At 49.1% G+C, this 16,539-nt stretch carries 14 protein-coding genes, 2 tRNA genes and 4 pseudogenes; 4 read left to right on the forward strand and 16 right to left on the reverse strand.

Annotated features, from left to right (window positions below):
• Positions 1-15 precede the first annotated feature (15 nt).
• From cobA to P378_RS04135, 5 genes and pseudogenes are all read right to left on the reverse strand, one after another.
• A complete protein-coding gene (cobA, locus tag P378_RS04115; RefSeq protein WP_099082365.1) occupies positions 16-1,557 on the reverse strand; it encodes a uroporphyrinogen-III C-methyltransferase in 1,542 nt (513 codons plus the stop codon).
• Positions 1,557-2,485: pseudogene (gene hemC / locus P378_RS04120) on the reverse strand (hydroxymethylbilane synthase). The gene cobA and the pseudogene hemC overlap by 1 nt, the downstream one beginning before the upstream one ends.
• A 15-nt stretch (positions 2,486-2,500) precedes the next feature.
• Positions 2,501-3,886, reverse strand: a pseudogene (gene hemA / locus P378_RS04125) (glutamyl-tRNA reductase).
• Entirely contained in the window at positions 3,861-4,502 is a 642-nt protein-coding gene (locus tag P378_RS04130; RefSeq protein WP_099082366.1) for a precorrin-2 dehydrogenase/sirohydrochlorin ferrochelatase family protein, read from the reverse strand. The pseudogene hemA and the gene P378_RS04130 overlap by 26 nt, the downstream one beginning before the upstream one ends.
• Positions 4,503-4,515: 13 nt before the next feature.
• Positions 4,516-5,478: a polyprenyl synthetase family protein gene (locus P378_RS04135; protein ID WP_099082367.1), complete on the reverse strand. Its 963-nt coding sequence runs from the start codon at positions 5,476-5,478 to the stop codon at positions 4,516-4,518.
• 482 nt (positions 5,479-5,960) lie between these two features.
• Between P378_RS04135 and P378_RS19385 the strand changes: the two genes are divergently transcribed.
• A tRNA-Sec gene (locus P378_RS19385) sits at positions 5,961-6,058 on the forward strand.
• A 387-nt stretch (positions 6,059-6,445) separates the two neighbouring features.
• Positions 6,446-6,583: a hypothetical protein gene (locus tag P378_RS19390; RefSeq protein WP_180260979.1), complete on the forward strand. Its 138-nt coding sequence runs from the start codon at positions 6,446-6,448 to the stop codon at positions 6,581-6,583.
• Between the two features lie 727 nt (positions 6,584-7,310).
• Here P378_RS19390 and P378_RS19395 read toward each other — a convergent pair.
• From P378_RS19395 to P378_RS04155, 4 genes are all read right to left on the reverse strand, one after another.
• Positions 7,311-7,481 carry a hypothetical protein gene (locus P378_RS19395; RefSeq protein WP_180260980.1) on the reverse strand — a complete coding sequence of 57 codons (171 nt, stop codon included), beginning with the start codon at positions 7,479-7,481 and terminating at the stop codon, positions 7,311-7,313.
• Between the two features lie 137 nt (positions 7,482-7,618).
• Positions 7,619-7,792, reverse strand: a complete 174-nt coding sequence (locus P378_RS20915) for a hypothetical protein (RefSeq protein WP_238472863.1) — start codon at positions 7,790-7,792, stop codon at positions 7,619-7,621.
• Positions 7,793-7,886: 94 nt separating this feature from the next.
• Positions 7,887-8,531 (reverse strand): YkgJ family cysteine cluster protein, encoded by a 645-nt coding sequence (locus P378_RS04150; RefSeq protein WP_238472864.1) that lies wholly within the window; start codon positions 8,529-8,531, stop codon positions 7,887-7,889.
• A gap of 228 nt (positions 8,532-8,759) precedes the next feature.
• Positions 8,760-8,834: transfer RNA gene (locus P378_RS04155), tRNA-Gly, on the reverse strand.
• A 325-nt stretch (positions 8,835-9,159) separates the two neighbouring features.
• On the opposite strand from P378_RS04155, the gene P378_RS04160 reads away from it, so the two are divergent.
• Positions 9,160-9,597: a universal stress protein gene (locus P378_RS04160; RefSeq protein WP_099082369.1), complete on the forward strand. Its 438-nt coding sequence runs from the start codon at positions 9,160-9,162 to the stop codon at positions 9,595-9,597.
• A gap of 101 nt (positions 9,598-9,698) precedes the next feature.
• Here P378_RS04160 and P378_RS04165 read toward each other — a convergent pair whose 3' ends face one another.
• From P378_RS04165 to P378_RS04190, 7 genes and pseudogenes are all read right to left on the reverse strand, one after another.
• Entirely contained in the window at positions 9,699-10,340 is a 642-nt protein-coding gene (locus P378_RS04165; protein ID WP_238472865.1) for an S-layer homology domain-containing protein, read from the reverse strand.
• 59 nt (positions 10,341-10,399) lie between these two features.
• Complete coding sequence (locus P378_RS20920) at positions 10,400-10,621, reverse strand: hypothetical protein (protein ID WP_238472866.1); 222 nt, start codon at positions 10,619-10,621, stop codon at positions 10,400-10,402.
• A 133-nt stretch (positions 10,622-10,754) separates the two neighbouring features.
• Positions 10,755-11,324: a xanthine phosphoribosyltransferase gene (locus tag P378_RS04170; RefSeq protein ID WP_099082370.1), complete on the reverse strand. Its 570-nt coding sequence runs from the start codon at positions 11,322-11,324 to the stop codon at positions 10,755-10,757.
• Between the two features lie 17 nt (positions 11,325-11,341).
• A pseudogene (locus P378_RS04175) lies at positions 11,342-12,273 on the reverse strand (ABC transporter permease).
• 3 nt (positions 12,274-12,276) lie between these two features.
• Positions 12,277-13,371: an ABC transporter permease gene (locus P378_RS04180; RefSeq protein ID WP_099082371.1), complete on the reverse strand. Its 1,095-nt coding sequence runs from the start codon at positions 13,369-13,371 to the stop codon at positions 12,277-12,279.
• A complete protein-coding gene (locus tag P378_RS04185) occupies positions 13,368-14,897 on the reverse strand; it encodes an ABC transporter ATP-binding protein (RefSeq protein ID WP_099082372.1) in 1,530 nt (509 codons plus the stop codon). The genes P378_RS04180 and P378_RS04185 overlap by 4 nt, the downstream gene beginning before the upstream one ends.
• A 59-nt stretch (positions 14,898-14,956) precedes the next feature.
• Positions 14,957-16,068: pseudogene (locus tag P378_RS04190) on the reverse strand (BMP family ABC transporter substrate-binding protein).
• Positions 16,069-16,326: 258 nt separating this feature from the next.
• On the opposite strand from P378_RS04190, the gene P378_RS04195 reads away from it, so the two are divergent.
• A complete protein-coding gene (locus P378_RS04195; RefSeq protein ID WP_099082373.1) occupies positions 16,327-16,524 on the forward strand; it encodes a cold shock domain-containing protein in 198 nt (65 codons plus the stop codon).
• Positions 16,525-16,539: the final 15 nt, after the last annotated feature.

The following is a 16,539-nucleotide window of genomic DNA, read 5'->3' on the forward strand; positions in this document are numbered from 1 at the left end:
TCCGGTCGGGAGATGCTAGGCATCTTCCCGGCCGGTAAAATAATCAGTCATGGCTTGTACCAAGCCGTTAATGGTATATTCCTTTGCTTCAATATCCACCCGCAGTCCCAGTTCCCTGGCGGTGCGGGAGGTAATGGGGCCAATGCTGGCTACCGTCACTTTCTCCATTAACTGTGGTAAACCTTCTTCACCTAATAGTTTAACAAAATTTTGAGCAGTGGACGAGCTGGTAAATGTAGCCACACTGACTTCACCGTCAGCCAGGGCCTGCCGGATGGCTGCGGCATCCCTGTCTCCTAAAACGGTACGGTAGGCAACCACCTCATGGACCACGGCACCCATCTCTTCCAGCGCCCGGGGCAGCAGCTTGCGGGCAATGTCCGCCCTGGGCAGCAGCACCCGGTCGCCGGGCAGTACCTTGCCCCTCAGGCCCTCCACAATCTCTTCCGCCCGGTATTCACCGGGCACATAGTCCACCATCAGTCCCCGCATCTCCAGCTCTTCCTTTGTCCGGGGTCCGATGGCACACAGCCGCACGTCGCTTAAATCTCTAATATCCTTTTTATTCTCACGCATCCGGTCAAAGAACATTTTTACACCGTTGACACTGGTAAAAATGACCCAGCGATAGGAACGAACATCCGTGATGGCCTTATCCAGCGGGGTAAAGTCCTCCGGGGGAGCGATTTGAATGGTGGGAAATTCCCATGCTTCGCCGCCCAGGGCCTCGATGGCAGAAGATAAGACACTGGCCTGTTCCCGGGAACGGGTCACAATGACCCGCCTGCCAAACAGCGGCCTGTTCTCAAACCATGCCAGTTTATCTCTCAGCTTAACAACTTCCCCTACCACGATCACGGCAGGGTTTTTAAAGTTTGCTTCGGTGGCCCTTTGATGGATATTCTCCAGCGTGCCGGTAATGGTCCTTTGTTCCGGCCGGGTGCCCCAGCGGATCAGGGCAACGGGAGTTTCCGGGGGCCGGCCAAATTCCATCAGCCTGGCGCAAATGCCTGGCAAATTCCCCATCCCCATTAAGAAAACCAGTGTTCCGGCACCGGTGGCAATCTTATCCCAGGCAATGCTGGAATCATCTTTACTGGGATCCTCATTGCCGGTGATAATGGCCAGCGTAGATGTGTAACCCCTATGGGTGACCGGAATGCCGGCATAGGCCGGTACTGAGATGGCGGAAGTAATCCCCGGCACCACCTCAAAGGGAATATGATTTTCCACCAGAAGTTCCGCTTCTTCACCACCCCGGCCAAAGACAAAGGGGTCGCCCCCCTTTAACCGGGTAACAACTTTGCCTTCCTTCGCTTTATCCACCAGCAGTTGGTTGATCTCCTCCTGCACCATGGCATGCCGGTCGGGTGATTTTCCAACATAGATTCGTTCGGCTTCCGGACGTGCATAGGCCAGCAATCGCGGGCTGGCCAGGCGGTCATAAACCAGCACGTCAGCTTTACGGATGCAATTTAATCCTTTTACTGTAATGAGGCCGGGATCTCCGGGACCGGCGCCAACCAGATAAACGAAACCCTTTGTTGTCATCTTCATCATTCCCCTGACCTAATTTGTTGCAATATTTTTTTGCCGCCCAGGGCCAGTAGTTTCTCAGCCACTTCGATCCCCAGTTGTTTTGCCTGACCCGCCGCTGCTTCTCCCTGGGTCCGGATCACCTGGCTGCCATCCAGCGTGGCGACAACGGCGGTTAGCGTAAGTCTTTCTTTTACCACTTCTCCAAAGGCCCCGATGGGGATCTGGCAGCCCCCTTCCAGGTGCCGCAGCAGCGCCCTCTCGGCATCGGTGGCGGCTCTGGTGGCAGAGTGCTCCACCCCTTGAAGAAGTTGCACCATCTCCTGATCGTCTTCCCTGCACTCCACGGCAATGGCTCCCTGCCCCACAGCAGGTAAACATATATTGAAAGGAATTATCTCAGCAATCATATCGTCCCAACCCATACGGGTAATGCCGGCCGCAGCCAGGACAATGGCATCCAGGCTCTCGGACACCAGTTTTTTCATACGGGTATTTAAATTTCCCCTCAGGCTTCCAGTTGAAAGTCAGGCCGGTAGTTTAACAGCTGGGCACACCGGCGTAGAGAAGATGTGCCGATTCTCGCCCCTCTGGGGAGCTGCTCCAGCTTGCGGCCATCCTTGGAGACCAGCGCGTCCCCGGGATTGTCCCGCTTGCAGACCGCCCCGATGGTGAGCCCTTCCGGCAGCACAGTGGGCAAATCTTTCAGGCTGTGCACAGCAAAATCAATTTCCTTTTGCTGCATTGTTATTTCCAGCTCTTTGGTAAAGAGCCCTTTATCGCCAATCTTCGCCAGGGCCACATCCAGCATCTTATCGCCCTTGGTCTTCATGGTTACGATTTCAAATGTTACTTCCGGATTTTGCTTTTCCAGTTGTTCAACCACCCAGCGGGTCTGCCACAGAGCCAGGGCGCTGTCTCTGCTCCCTACGGTAATTTTACGTTTCATGGCGCCTCCCAAAATTTATTCCCTCAACCTGCCGTCTGCCACCATTGCTGTGATTCCCTTGTCCCAGCCGGAGGCGGAACAGGATGCTACTTTTTTCTTTTTTTCCGAGGTGATGTTTTTAACCTGGGGCCGCTGCCCTTCCACATCCAGATTAAAAATGTTTTGGGCAATTTCGATGTATAGATGACCTTCCGGTGATAAGGCAGACTGTTTAAGCTTAATCACCGGGTTATGGAGTAATTGGTTGACAATTGAATTGGCCAGGGAGCTGATAATTTTTCTTTGCCGCTCATCCAAATCACCTAACCGGTTAAAGGCCCGGTGCAGCTCCCGCTGCTTGATTTCTTCCCCCATCTTTTTTAATGCCGTGATGGTTGGCACCACAAACCGGGTGGAAACCCAACACATGAATTCATTTAACTCTTCTTCAATAATTCCCTCGGCCTGCACCGCCGCTTTTCGTCTTTCGGCCAAATTGGCGTCCACGACGTTTTGCAAATGGTCTACGTCATACAGGTTGACACCGGGAATTTTGCGGACTGCCGGATCGATATCCCTGGGTACCGCGATGTCAATCATCATAATGGCTCTGCCGCCCCGCCGGTCCATGACCTTTTGCATGTCGGGATATTTGATCACACAATGCTGGGCCGCAGTACTGGAGATCACGATATCGGCCTGGGTCATATAATGAAAGAGTTGGTCAAATTTTACCGCAGCCCCGTTAAACTTTTCTGCCAGCTGCATTGCCCTGTCGTAGGAGCGGTTGGAAACAATGACACTGGAGACGCCGTTGGCCACTAAATTGACCACCGTTAACTCACTCATTTCGCCGGCCCCCACCACCAGAACAGAACGGCCCTCCAGGGAGCCAAATTCTGCTTGGCCAACTCAACGGCGGTATAGGGAATGGAGACCGGGTTTTGATCGATACCGGTTTCGGTCCTGACTCTTTTACCGGTGGTAATAGCCTGTTGAAATAAGGTATTAAGGACAACGTTGGTAGTCTGGGCTTCCAGAGCGATTTCATAAGCCTTTTTGACCTGGCCGAGAATTTGTGTCTCTCCCAGGATCATGGAATCCAGACCGGACACCACCCGGAACAGGTGACGGATGGCGTCATAAAGCGTATGGCAAAAGGTGTAGTTTTTATCTCAGAAATGTCCAGGCCGGATTTCTCAGATAAAAAGACCACACGGAATTCATGCCGGTGTCCAATTCCACCGGGGCGATATAGATTTCGGTCCGGTTACAGGTAGAAACAATGGCACAGCCGTCAATGCCTGGGCATGACAGCAGTTTTCCCAGCCATTCCTTCATTCCCCATTCCGGAAAAGCCAGTTTCTCCCGCACTTCCAGCGGTGCTGTGCGGTGGTTAACTCCGATTACCGCGATAAGCATTTTGAATGCGCTCCTTTACCTGGTCATACTTCTTTTTTCTTAAGAGATCGAGAATATCGGATTCCACCAGGTGGCTAAAAATTTGTTTCCTCTGCTGGATGTCCGCTTCGCCGGCCAATACCTGGCGGCGCAGGTCCGCGAGGATTTCCATGAATTCCTCGTACTCGGGTCCAAACTGCCGTTCCAACTGGCGCCTGATTTTGGCAGCCAGCGCGGGGCTGGCGCCGCTGGTGGAAATCGCAATGGACAGTTTTCCTCGACGAATCACCGAGGGTACAAAAAAATTACATCTGGGCGGGTCATCCACCACATTGACCGCCAGGTTTCTTGACAAACACTCCTCAGAGACCCTGCGGTTGACCTTTTCCTGATTGGTGGCGGCAAATACCAGAAAAGCCCCTTCCAGATCGCCAGTTTGGTATTGCCGCTGCCGCAGTTCCAATTTGCCCTGGTTGGCCCATTCCTCTATTTGGGACGTAACCGCAGGACTGACCAGTCTTACCCTGGCTCCACACTCCAGCAGTGAACCAACCTTTCGCTCGGCCACTTTGCCGCCGCCCACCACCAGGCAAAGCTGACCTGCCAGCTTTAAATAAATCGGATATAAGTTTTCCATCTTCGGGTACCCTTTAAAACCTCCTGATACCAATAAAATCCGCTATCTGATAAAAGGTCTGCTTCACCGGCTTATCAGGCAGGGACACCAAATTACTCTTTGACTTTTCAATATATCTTCGGGCGGCATGAAAGGAAAATTCAATACCTCCCGCTTCCTTGATGATTTCAATGGCTTCTGAAACCTGCTCGTCCGTCTTGTCTTGAATCTCAACCAGTTCACGCAGGCGCTTGCGCTGCGGGCTTTTCTCCAGCGAGTAGATCACCGGCATGGTTAAAATCCCCTGGCGCAGGTCACCGCCTATGGGTTTCCCAAGAAGCTGCTGGTCTGCCACCATGTCTAAAATATCATCCGTAATCTGAAAGGCCATCCCAAGCTGGTGGCCATATCTTCTCAGCCGCCTGTGGTCCTTTTCCGGTGCTCCGGCGGCCACGGCACCCAACTGGCAGCTGGCGGCAATCAGCAGGGCTGTCTTACGCTCAATGCGATAGAAATAGTCCCGCCAGTTTTGCCCCGCACTGTAGGCGGTGGAAATTTGGTGGATTTCTCCTTCGCACATCTTCACACTGGTTTCCGCCAATACCCTTGCAATGATAGGATTTTCATACCGGGAAATCAATACCAGGGATTTGGCAAAAAGATAGTCTCCGGTATGCATGGAGATTTTATTGCCCCAATTGGCTTTTACCGTGGGGGTACCCCTTCTGGTCAGGGAGTCGTCCACCACATCGTCATGCACCAGGGTGGCCATATGAATCAGTTCTAAAGCCACAGCCAGGGGCAAAAGTTTATCCAGATTATCGTTGTATAATTTACCGGCCAAAAGCGCAAAAGCCGGACGCAAACGCTTTCCTCCGGCATTTAACAAGTGCATCGAAGTTTGGGTTAAAAGCGGGTCCCGGGATTGAACAATGGCTTTAATCTCATGCTCAACCACCTGTAAATCTTCCCTGACCTGGCTAAAAAAATCCAGCATAATGCAATCTGTCACCTACTTGATTACTTATCTTACCACCGTAACAGGTACTTATTCGCCAGTAGTTAATAAATTCCTCTTTATTAAGAAAGACCTTCTTTATTCTGAGAAATTTCCTTTATAAGAGTATCTTTCCAAAGCTGGCAGTGGATTATCCAAGCAGGAAAATTATACCCCGGGGTTGAAATACTAGGTTTTAAACATAGATATCCTACGGTTAGGGGAGATCAACAATGACGAAAAGATTTATCCAAAGAAATGATCTTGTTGATCTGTTAGATGCGGAAACCATACGAAGCTTCCTCCATAAAGTTCTAAAGCACGTAGAGGACAGCCAGTCTCATCCTTATTATAACCCGAATCTAGACAAACTGGGTTATGAAGTTCTCAAGACTAAAAGTACAGTGGTTTGTTGCCTTTAAGTCCTTACCATGCTATAATAGTTTTTGCATTTGCTTTTGTTAAATAGGTTTAAAATTCATGGGGGTGGATGGTGCCTGGTGGTGCTCCTGGTCTTCAAAACCAGTCGTTGGGCAGCGTTCCTGTCCATGGTGAGTTCGATTCTCACACACTCCCGCCAGTAAATTCAAGGCTTCCGACTGGACTGCATAGTCCGGGTAAGTAAAGACCTCCGAAGTTCCGGGAGGTCTTTTGTGTTTCTTCTATTTCATAAACTTTATTGTAATATCCGGCATATATTTCCTAATAGTTGCAAAGGGCTCACTATTTTGGCTTTTTCGCATAAAAAGTAACCCAATATATTTAATCCACATACTGTAAAATAACACTTGATTAATTCGGAGGTCCATAATGAGTGGTCAAACGAAACACGCTGAGGTATAAGAAATTAAAACTAACCGTAGGGTACTGGAATCATTAAAAACCTATTTCGTGTAACATTCCGGTTGAGCCAGTCATAATATATCCTATCGGGCAAGGGTCCGAAAAAATATTAGGGGGCTAAATTATGGGTTTTGGTTATAGTGGCGGCTGTGCTGCAGGCGGCGGAACTGGATATGGCAGTAACTTCTCTTTTATCATCTTCTTATTAGTACTGATCCTGCTATTCTTCGGAAATGGATCCTATGGTGGATACAATCAGTAAGTGAGAAACTGAAACCCTGGCCGTATGAAGCCAGGGTTTTGTGTTTGGAGTAATTAGTAAAAGTTTTTCTTTTTTGTTTTGTAATTTTTCATCCGTACCAGTAACACCTGCAAATACTTACCATATATTGGAGTAGAAGGTTCTTGACCCTATTTAATCCCTGCCGGATTCCCCCCTCGAGGTGTCTTTAGGGTCTTGAACCAGTATTATAATAAGGCCCCTGACTACGGCATTGTCTAAACTCCTTCCGGGTGTCCCCCTATGTTTCACATTATTATGCCACGTTTATCACCCAAAACCTAACTTATATTTTCTTGCTTATCCGGGCGCCGTTATAATTATAACTATCTAAATAGGTTTACATTAAATAAATTAACTACTTTCTGCTAACATTAGTAACCGGACACACGATATTTAAGGTTCCCAGGGTACAGTATAAAATGTAAAATCCATTCACAATCTGTAAATTAATTCCATCTTATCCACATTATTCACTGATTTATCCCCAGTATTTTCCACCTCACTCTATTCCTCTCTAATTTTTATACCTGCCATTAACAGCCGTGATCGGTTTTTGTTAATGCAATTAGTCAATTCCTCAGCAACCTGGTTCAGCTCTTCTACTTTAACAACCATCTGCTGCAGTGCCCCGGATAAATAACCGGGTGTTAGTCAATTGACCAAACACCCGGTATCTTTCTATTTACAAATTAATAAGGACATATTTTTACTCCGGCCAGTCTAACTCCTGCGCCAATTCTCTGATGGTATTTCGCAATTGACATTCTTCCATCTTTAACCTGCGAATGTCCGCCCGTACAGCTGTCAAATGCTTGACCAGTTCGTTGATATGAGCCAGTTTCTGTTTATGCCGGTAAGAATTGAGATCAGTAATCATGTCTCTATTATTTCCCTGTTTTTAATAGATTATCCAAATCCTCCGAAGTTTTTTGGATGGCTTCCTTTAATGCCGTTTCTTTTGACTTAAGTTCAAAAAACCATAATATTCAACAGACTGCCGCTGCTGCAAATGAATTAACAACCTGGCTCGACGCCCAGGGGAACCTGAGAAATCATAGCCTGGTAGTCGGGCAAGTTGAGACCTTCAAAATACTTCAGGTATTGCCTTACTTCGATGATCTCCTTCACCAGGGCATTTAATTTTTTCAACTGGTTGCGTTTGCGGATTTCCATGATTTCCGTAACCATTGCGATCACCAGATATTTTTTTCGACATTCCTTTTGGCAATCCCTGCCTTGGACCCCGGATTAACCGGAGAAAGTTGCTGGAAACCATGCCTGATTAATTTGTTCCATAACCTTTGGCTGCAAACCTCTGCCAGAAGTACCTGGCTATAGCTGGTTTTCTTGGTGAAGCCGTTGGCAGGATAGTCTTCCAGAATAGGATCTGCATGATGTTTTTCATGAGCATAGGCTTACGGCCTGCCTGTCGACTTTGCACCAGCCACAGACGGACCAATTCATCCATGCCGGTATTCACCAACTCGGAACGCAGTTCCCGGGCCCGCTGGGTGCTTTCCATGCAGATGAAGCTTTGACAAACCAGAGAACGAGCGGCATAGCTGGAACAAATACGGTCCTCTTGATTGAGAAAACCACAGGCCCCTTCTATGGTAAAACCTAAACTAATATCCACCGCGCCACCTTCAACATAAATGTAGGCATACTTTTTCAGGAAATCCAGCAGAGGCCACTGGGAATCCAGCTTTAGTTGATCTCCCAACTTTTCAACATAGCCTATCACATCGATGCTGGTAAGGGGAATACGTTCCCAGCAGCATTCATCACACCCACGGCAAGGAGGTTGAGAGTTTTTATCTATAAAATCATTCATGGCATCCAAATAATCCTGCACCGTGGCCCCGGGATGTAAAACTTTCAGATCATAGCCGTCTCCGGTTGCGCGTTTAAAAACTCGTACCTTCACTTTATTCCCTTACTTTCTTGAAAGACTCATGACAGAAAATTTACGCTATATAGTATATAACAGAATGGTCAGCTTAAAGATTTACCGGTCCCCTATGTATTTGTGGCAGGCAACCATGATTCACCGGATATCATTAGCAAGAAACAAGCACTTATAACGCCGGAATAAGGATACCGTAAAAGGTAGTGACAGAACTAAAAAAGCAGGGACGCTTCCCTGCTTACATACTGGAGCGGAAGACGGGATTCGAACCCGCGACCCTCGCCTTGGCAAGGCGATGCTCTACCACTGAGCCACTTCCGCATTGACAAAAATAATATAACATAGATATTTAACCTTGTCAAAACATAATCCTATTGAATTCGAACTTTCTTGTGCTTTTTTTTACCTTCTTTTAACCTTGCTCGTAAATTTTCCCTGCAAAAAGTTCATTCTAATCATGTGAATACCTTCATAAAGTTTAACAACCGAAGTACGAAGGGGGTGATCGATGGAGCACCGGTTTAAATTTTTAATACCACGCTTTTACACGTCCAAGGGGTAGATCAAATTTTTCATCCCCTCCGGAAGTTGCAGGAATTCCCAACTAAAAAGAGAAATATGATCGTAAAAACAAGGAGGGAATGCCATGTATAACAAAATTTTGGTACCCCTGGACGGTTCGGATCGTGCTACAAAGGCCCTGTCCCATACAGTTGAGTTAGCAAAAAAGCTGGGAGCTAAGATGACGCTCATGCATGTGGTACCCAGTCTACCTCCCTATGTTAATACGGCAGTGGATCGATTAGGTCATGCACAGCAAGCTATTATTGATGAGTTAATGAGGAATGGCAAAGAAATGCTTGAACAATATGTTTCTTCCATTTCGGATAAAACCATACAGGTTGATACGTTTATTGTCATGGGCCAACCGGCAGACGAAATTTTAGAAAAAGCCAGGGCCGAAAACTATGATTTGATTGTTGTCGGAAGCCGTGGTTTAGGAGAAATTAAGGGCTATATCATGGGAAGTGTAAGCAACCGTGTCTCCCGACACGCCTCCTGCCCGGTTTTAATCATTCGCTGACAAGTAAATACCATTCATGGAAAGCTTGGCGAAACCAAGCTTTTCCTAATACTGAAGGAAAAAACCGACCTGTTGGCGGTCGGTTTTTTTCGGCTTTTTTCCTATAATTTGTTCAGTTGAATGTTTAATTGGGCCGGGTAATTGAAGGGGATGGGCTTGGTATCCTTGGGTTCGGTAATCACCGTTGAGTTATAGGAGCCGGGAGTCGGTTCCTTTGTGCGGTAGTTTACCATTAATGTATTGCCGTCTAATTTCATGTCCTCGATGTAAATCTCATAACCGCTGGAAGGCTTTTCACCCCAGGAAATCTCCAATTCCCGGCCGCCTTCTTTTGCCGTTATGATTTTAGCAGCAACGCCGCTGTCATGTATACCGACAGTCCGCTTCATTTCCTTTAAAACGGCTGCCAGTTCCTGTGGCGTTACCCCTTGTTTGGGCCGGAAGTTGCCGTCCTGGTTCAAGTACATGATATTTAAGCCTACCATAAGCTTTATATCATCCGCTGCCTCGCTGCCTGCCCGGGCCAAATCTTTAATCTGGGGTTCGTTGGCCACAGGACCCAGCTGGTTGGGGGCTTTTTGCTTCAGCAAACTGCCCAAAACCTGAGCCAGTTCCTCGCGAAGGATCATTTCTGACGGGCGGAAGAACCTGTCCGAGGTTTGGATGGCACCGTTATAACCCAGGATCATAATGGCACTGGCTTGTGGATCACCGGTTGGAACGTCATCAAAAAAGTCCGTCACCTCCGGGGCTTTAAAGAAACGATAGCCGTCAAGGTTTAACTCCAGCGTGTTGACCAGCTTTACGGCAAATTCTCCCCGGGTGACATAGGGGCTGGATTTATTTGTGCCAGCTCCGGCCGGAGCGGTATTTTTATCGAATTGTCTGCAGTGGCACTTTGTTTTGGGGTTTGCGGTACTGTTACTTTATTGGTCTCGTCAGCTTGCCCCAACCCAATAGGCCAAAATGCTGCGGCACTCATGAACAAAGCGCCGATAAGGACATAGCCCAAGGTCTTTTGCATAGATTTCCCTCCTGTTACCTTATTGACGTAATGTCTGAACAGAAAGTTCCATAATGTGGTTAGGGAAACGACAAAATTTGAATAGCTTTTTGGGGGATCGGGATAGAAGAATAAAGACCGGGGGTCCCGGTCTTTATTCTTCTAGATGAAGTTTTCCGCCTTCCAAGCTGTTAATTTTAATTAGCGATTCAATTCTTACTCCGGAGTCACGCAGGGCCTTGCCCCCGCCCTGGAATGCCTTTTCAATTACAATGCCAATTCCCACCAACTCCGCTTCGGCCTGCTTGACCAGTTGAGTCAGGCCCTTCAGGGCTTCTCCCCGGGCCAGGAAATCATCTACGATCAAAACCCTGTCATGACGGTTCAAATATTGTTTGGCCACATAGATGTCCACGGACTCGTTTTTGGTAAAGGAATAAATATTGGACAAATAATAATGCTGCAGGGTAGAAGGCATTTTCTTCTTGGCAAACAGCAAAGGTACGTTAAGCGCCATGGCCGTGGTCAAACCGACGGCGATGCCGGAAGCTTCAACCGTTAGTACTTTGGTAATCTTGGCATCCGAAAACCGTCTGGCAAATTCACGGCCAATCTCCAGCATCACGTTGGGGTCGATCATATGATTGATGAAAGAATCCACACGCAAAATTTCATCGGATACAACTTGACTGTTGTTTAAGATTTTATCTATTAAAAGCTGCATTAGGATCCCCCTTCTGTTTAGCGTTCTTCACGGTCGTAGGGCAAGCCTAACGCTCCCGGGGTACCCACTCGGTTGGCCATAGCTTTGCGAGTTACCATGATTAATACGAGAATGGTGAAGATATAGGGCAACATCTTTAAAAAGAAGGACGGTATCATCACACCCATGGCCTGGGCGCGAAAACCCAGCGCATCGATGCCCCCGAAGATATAGCTGCCCAGCATGGCCCTCAGAGGATTCCAGATAGAGAAGATTACCAGGCCACCGCAATCCAGCCCCGGCCGGCGGTCATGTTTTCCAGCCAGGTAGGAGCATAGGCCAGGGAAAGATAGGCGCCGCCTATCCCCGCCAACATGCCGCCCAGGGTAACATAGAGATACCTCACTCGATAGACACTGACTCCCAGTGAATCAGCGGCAGCGGGGTTTTCTCCCACAGCCCGCAGGTGCAAACCGGGACGAGTGTAATAAATAAAAAACCAGAGGACCGGTACCAAAATATAGGTAATATAAACCAGTGGATCATGGTGAAAGAAAACAGGTCCAAGGACGGGAATATCACTGAGGAATCCCAGCGTTACCGGCTTGAAGGCATTTTCGACGGGAATGCCGATATAGGGTTTGCCGATAAACCCGGAAAGCCCCGTACCAAATAAAGTCAGAGCGAGACCGCTGACCACCTGGTTGGCCTGCAAGGTTACTGTCAAAAAAGCATGAACCAGGGCCAGTGCCCCGCCACCCAGCATGGCTGCCAGAATACCCACCCAGGGGTCATTGGTCCGGACCGCAAATACAAAACCGGTTACAGCGCCCACCAGCATCATCCCCTCAACACCCAGGTTAAGGATGCCGGATCTCTCTGCCAGTAGTTCCCCCAGTGCGGCATAGAGGATGGGAGTGCCTGCAGTAATGGCGGTAGCCAAAATGGTTATCAGAAATTCCTGGGTCACCGGCTACACCTCCATCTTTGTTTTGCCCTTGCAGACAATTTTATAACGGTTGAAAAATTCGCCGCCCAGAACAAAGAATAACAACGCCCCTTGAATCATAAAGACAATGGCGGCGGGCACACCGCTGGACTGCACACTATACCCCCCGACCTGCAAGGCGCCCAGTAGCACCGAGACCAAAAGGACGGCAAAGGGATTTAATTTGGCCAGCCAGGCCACAATGATGGCGGTATAGCCATAGCCGGGGCTCAGCCCCTGCTGCATCCTTTGGGCAATGGCAGAAACTTCCGCCATCCCCGCCAGTCCGGCCATAGCTCCGCTGAAAAACATCACCAGCAAAATATTCTTCGTAATATTCATCCCGGCATAGCGGGCCGCCCTGGGACTTTCCCCGATTGCGGTCACCTCATAGCCCCAGCGGGACTGTCGTAAGGCAATCCAGAGCACCACCGCCAGCACCAGCGCAAAGGCCAAACCAAGATGGACACGGCTGTTTCCCCATGTGGGTAAAACGGCCGCCGGCGTAAAGGGCTTGCTTAGCGGGAAGTTCATGCCCTGGGGGTCTTTCCAGGGACCGAAAACAAGATAGTTCACCCATAAAATGGCCACATAGTTCAGCATCAGGGTGGTAATGGTTTCGTTAACGCCCAGATAGGCCCTGGGGATGGCCGGGATTAGTCCCCACAGCCCGCCGCATAGCATTCCCATCAGCACCATGGCAGGCAGCATCACATAGACGGGCAGGTCCGAAAAGCTTAAAGCCACCCAGGCTGCCCCAAAGGCTCCCATATAAAATTGGCCTTCGGCGCCAATGTTCCACAACTGCATCCGGAAGGCAATGGACACGCCCAGACCGCAAATCATTAAGGGGATGGCCTTTACAATGGTCTCCGAAAGGCCGTAGGCAGAACCGAAGGCCCCGTCCAGCATGCCGGTATAGACCGCCAGCACCTGCCCCCAGCTAATGCCTTTGGGCGACCCCAGGCCGTTAATATAGAGAAAAACAGCCCCTGTCAGCAGGGCCAGAAGAATGGCTGTCAGAGGAATTAAAATCAACCCTGCAGGAGAGGGTGCGGAGCGTCTTTCCAACCTTATCATGATGCCATAACCTCCCCTGGTTGTGACCCCAACATCATCAGTCCAATTTTCTCCGGTTCCGCTTCTTCCACCGGCAGAATCCCCATCAGCGTCCCTTTATACAGTACGCCGATATGATCGGAGAGTTTGAGAAGTTCCTCCAGATCCTCGGATATCAAAACAATGGCTGCGCCCTTGTTCCTTTGCTCCAGGAGCATTTTATGGACCGCTTCCGCTGCGGCAATGTCCAGTCCCCGCACCGGGTAAACGGCCACAATCACCTTGGGGGAGGACGCCAGTTCCCTGGCCAGAAGAAGTCTTTGCAGGTTGCCGCCGGAGAGCATTTTAACCGGCGCTTCCAGGCCTGTAACTTTAACGTCCACTTCCCGGATCAACCGGGTGGCAAACTCCCTGGCCTTGCGACGGTTGATGAACGGACCCCTGCCCAGCCCAGGTCTGCGGTATTCTTTTAAAATCAGATTATCCACGGCACCAAGGTTGGGCACCAGTCCGGAACCAAGGCGGTCTTCCGGAATATAACTGACGCCTTCTTCAATGATTTCCAGGGGTGAAAGATTGGTAACATCTTTACCGCCGATGAGAATTTTACCGCTGGAAATTGGGCGTAAACCCACTATGGCCTCCGCCAGTTCCCGCCGCCCGTTGCCGGCGATACCGGCAATTCCCAGGATCTCCCCTTGCCTGACGGTTAAGGTAATCTCCCTTAACCCGGGCCGACGGCTGTCACTGTCCGCAGAGGCCCGGTCAAGCTGCAGTACCGTTTGGCCAAACTGACCGGGGTTCTTCTGGCTGGGAACGACCATATCCTGGCCCATCATCAGTCTGGCCAGTTCCCGTTGATTTACCTGCTCTCTTTCCCTGGTGGCAACAGCCATGCCGCCTCTCAAAACGGTGACCCTGTCCGCCACTTCCATGACTTCATTTAATTTATGGGTAATCAGAATAATGGACTGTCCCCGGGCCGTCATCTGCCGGACCACCTGGAACAATTCCCGGGCCTCCTGGGGGGTAAGAACCGCCGTGGGTTCATCAAGGACCAACAGTTTGGACCCCCGGTACAGCATCTTGACAATCTCCACCCTTTGCCTTTCAGCAACGGATAACTGCCAGATCTTGGCGGTTGGGTCCACCTGCAGACCATAGCCCCGGGAGAGTTCTTCGATCTCTTTTTCCACTTTGCCTGCCTTCAGCAGGAATTTCGCTTCTTTACTGCCCAAAATGATATTTTCCGCCACTGAAAAGGTATCCACCTGCTTGAAGTGCTGGTGTACCATACCAATCCCGGCGTCAATGGCTTCCCGGGGTGACTTAAAGGTCACCTTTTTGCCCTCAACATAAATCTCACCGGCGTCCGGTCGATAAAGTCCTGACAGAACGGACATAAGGGTGCTTTTGCCGGAACCGTTTTCCCCAAGCAAAGCAAGGATTTCTCCTTTCTTTACCTGCAGATCAATGCGGTCGTTGGCCAGCACCCCCGGGAACCTTTTGGTGATTTGTTTCATTTCCACCAGAAAATCGGCAGTCAAGTCCCTTCGCCCCTTAAATTCAGCTGCTGGCAGGATTCCCTGCCAGCAGCGATTTATTTTTACTTAGGAATGGTACCCTCTACGCCTTCAACAAACCAGTCGAAGGAAAGCATTTCTGCGTCGGTCATCTTTTGTCCTGAAGCCACACGTTCTTTACCGGTTTGATCTTTGATAGGACCGGTGAAGACATCGAATTTACCGTCCAGAATTTCCTGCTTTTTGGCTTCTACCATTTTCTTCACATCTTCAGGAACCATCGGGCCGTAGGGAGCCAGGTCAACGATTTTATCAGACATGGGCCCCAGTACTGGCTGCTCTTCCAGGTTCCTTCTTTAATGGCTTTGACAGTTTCAACATAGTAGGGACCCCAGTTCCAAACGGCAGAGGTCATAACGGCCTTGGGAGCCATTTTGCTCATGTCGCTATTATAGCCGATACCGAATTTACCTTTTTCTTCAGCAGCCTGCTGGGGGCCGGGAGTATCCTGGTGCTGGGTAACCACATCGGCGCCTGCTTCCAGCAAGCTCTTGCCGGCTTCTTTTTCAGCGGCGGGATCATACCATGTGTTGGTCCAAACCACTTTTACTTTGGCGTTGGGATTAACGGAGCGAACACCCAGGGTAAAGGCGTTGATGCCGCGAATAACTTCGGGAATGGGGAATGCGGCAACATAGCCTATGGTGTTGCTCTTGGTGGTTTTACCGGCAATAATACCGGTGAGATAACGGGCCTGGTACATGCGGCCGAAGTAAGTGCCGACGTTGTCTGCGGTCTTGTAACCGGAGCAGTGTAAGAACTTCACATCAGGGTAATTTTTTGCTACTTCGATGATGGGATCCATGTAACCAAAGCTGGTGGCAAAAATGATCTTGTTGCCCTTTTCGGCCAGTTCGGTTAAAACACGCTTGGCATCGGCGCCCTCAGGAACAGACTCAATATAGCTGGTTTCTACATCCGGCATTTGTTGTTGTAAGAACTGACGGCCCTGGTCATGGGCATAACTCCAGCCGCCGTCGCCGACGGGACCAACGTAAATAAAGGCAACTTTTAACTTTTCATTGGCTGCGGGTTCCTTTTGACCTTCCTGCGCCTTCGGCTTCTCGCCGCCGCCACAGCCGACCAGAACAACGGATAATACCAGCATCAATACAAAAGACCAGATTTTTTTCACCCTTTTACCCCTCCTTAATAATTTTAAGAAAAATCACAAACCGGACGTTTCTTATCCCACCCCCTGGAAATACCGACCTGCATGACGGGCGATATTTTGTTTTTAATTTATTTAAAAATCACTTTGTGTAAAATTATGAAGGAAAAGTTTTAAGCATAAGTCAAATAATTTCTTTTGTCAGGAATAGTTTGGTAACTTATTGCCCATACTTTAGGATGGAAGCGTTAATGCTTTATTTAATTTTGAGGAGGAAATACATTGCAAGGTAAGGTTAAATGGTTTAATGCCAATAAGGGCTACGGTTTTATTGAAGCCGAATCCGGCACCGATGTCTTTGTTCACTACTCTGCTATTCAGACCGATGGTTATCGTACCCTTGAGGAAGGTCAACCGGTTGAGTTTGAAATCGTAGACGGCAATCGCGGACCGCAGGCAGCTAACGTAACAAAGATATAATGCTGAGAAAAGCCC

This window comes from Desulforamulus profundi, from assembly GCF_002607855.1.